The 1,349-nt window shown below is 66.2% G+C and carries 4 protein-coding genes; 1 reads left to right on the forward strand and 3 read right to left on the reverse strand.

Features of this window, described 5'->3' with window-relative positions:
• From AC1DOC_RS33830 to AC1DOC_RS33840, 3 genes are all read right to left on the reverse strand, one after another.
• A partial coding sequence (locus AC1DOC_RS33830) for a potassium-transporting ATPase subunit KdpA (RefSeq protein WP_478131588.1) occupies positions 1-414 on the reverse strand: 414 nt, incomplete at its 3' end.
• Position 415: 1 nt separating this feature from the next.
• A complete protein-coding gene (kdpF, locus tag AC1DOC_RS33835) occupies positions 416-514 on the reverse strand; it encodes a K(+)-transporting ATPase subunit F (protein WP_478081718.1) in 99 nt (32 codons plus the stop codon).
• Positions 511-636: a hypothetical protein gene (locus AC1DOC_RS33840; protein WP_436300971.1), complete on the reverse strand. Its 126-nt coding sequence runs from the start codon at positions 634-636 to the stop codon at positions 511-513. Before AC1DOC_RS33840 ends, kdpF begins: the two co-directional genes overlap by 4 nt.
• Before the next feature lie 177 nt (positions 637-813).
• Between AC1DOC_RS33840 and AC1DOC_RS33845 the strand changes: the two genes are divergently transcribed.
• On the forward strand, positions 814-1,349 hold a 536-nt coding region (locus AC1DOC_RS33845), incomplete at its 3' end, for a helix-turn-helix transcriptional regulator (RefSeq protein ID WP_478131589.1).

Below are 1,349 nucleotides of genomic sequence, written 5' to 3' on the forward strand. Positions count from 1 at the left end.
GTTCTGCACCGCGAGCCCGAGCATCTGCGTGAGATAGCTCATGGCCGACTCGCCGGCATAGCCCTGCCAGTTGGTGTTGGAGACGAAGCTCACCGCGGTGTTGAAGGCCGAGTCGGGCGATACGGCGCCCATGCCCGCGGGATTGAGCGGCAGCCAGCCCTGCAGGCGCTGCAGCGCATAGACGAAGACCGCGCCCACGGCGTTGAAGGCCAGCAGCGCGATGGCATAGCGCAGCCAGTGCATCGACTGCTCCGGCTTGGTGCCGGCGATCTTGTAGAGCGGCGCCTCGATGCGCTGCATCCAGCGCGGCACGCGCTCGTTGCACAGCGCGGCAAGGAATTTGCCGACAGGCCAGGCCAGCACCAGCAGTGCGGCCAGGAAAAGAGCCAACAGGCCCCATGCGGAGGAAGTCATCTCAGAACTCCTCGGCACAGATCAGCGCGAACACGAGGTACGCGAACAGGACCACGGCAATCAGGGCGCCGAAGCCATAGAGCGCTTCGAGGCCGATCACGATGCGTCCCCTTCTGCCGATGCCGCCGCGTTCTTCGGCGCGCCGAGCCGGTCCAGCCCCAAGGCCATGGCCGCCACCACGGCCCACAGCGCCAGCAAGGCGCCCATCCAGACGAAGTCCATTCATCACTCCTCAAGCGAAAACAAGGACTCGAGTCTCGGCAGGCGCCCGTAAAAACGGGGAACAGAGTCGGCCGGGGCRCATAAAGAAACCGTAAAGGCGTCCCCTCCTCTTCAAAGGGCTCGACAACACCTCGGCTGTCATTTGATAATCAAAGCAAGCTCTTTGAATAAAAAAGGATGACCACGCGCCCCCTCGACGCCAAGCCCGGCTGGATGCCGCACCAGCCGGCGGACCGCATCCTGTCCACGCTCAAGACCCGCGGCGCGCTCGGCATTCCCGACATCGCCAAGGTGCTCGACGTCACGGTGGAGGCCGTGCGCCAGCAGATGGCCAAGCTGCAGGCCGAGGGCCTGGTCGATGCCGAGAGCCGCCCGGCGGGCCGCGGCAGGCCCACGCAGATATGGCGCCTCACCGGCGCCGGCCACGCCCGCTTTCCAGACACGCATGCCGAGATGACGGTGCAGATGATCAGCGCCGTCATCAGCGTGTTCGGCGAGAAGGGCATGGACCGGCTCATCGGCGCGCGCGAGGAGGCCATGCGCACCAACTACCGCGAGGCCATGCGCGGCGCGCGCAGCCTGAAGAACAAGCTCGAGCGGCTGGCAGAAATCCGCAGCCGCGAGGGCTACATGGCCGAGCTGCGGCCCGAGGGCGACGGCTTCCTCTTCATCGAGAACCATTGCCCCATCTGCACCGCGGCGCGCGCCTGCAC

Source organism: Variovorax sp. 01T439_2 (assembly GCF_056398445.1).

Coding starts and splice junctions, on each gene's coding strand:
- AC1DOC_RS33840 (WP_436300971.1), bottom strand. CDS start 636: ATGGACTTCGTCTGGATGGGCGCCTTGCTGGCGCTGTGGGCCGTGGTG.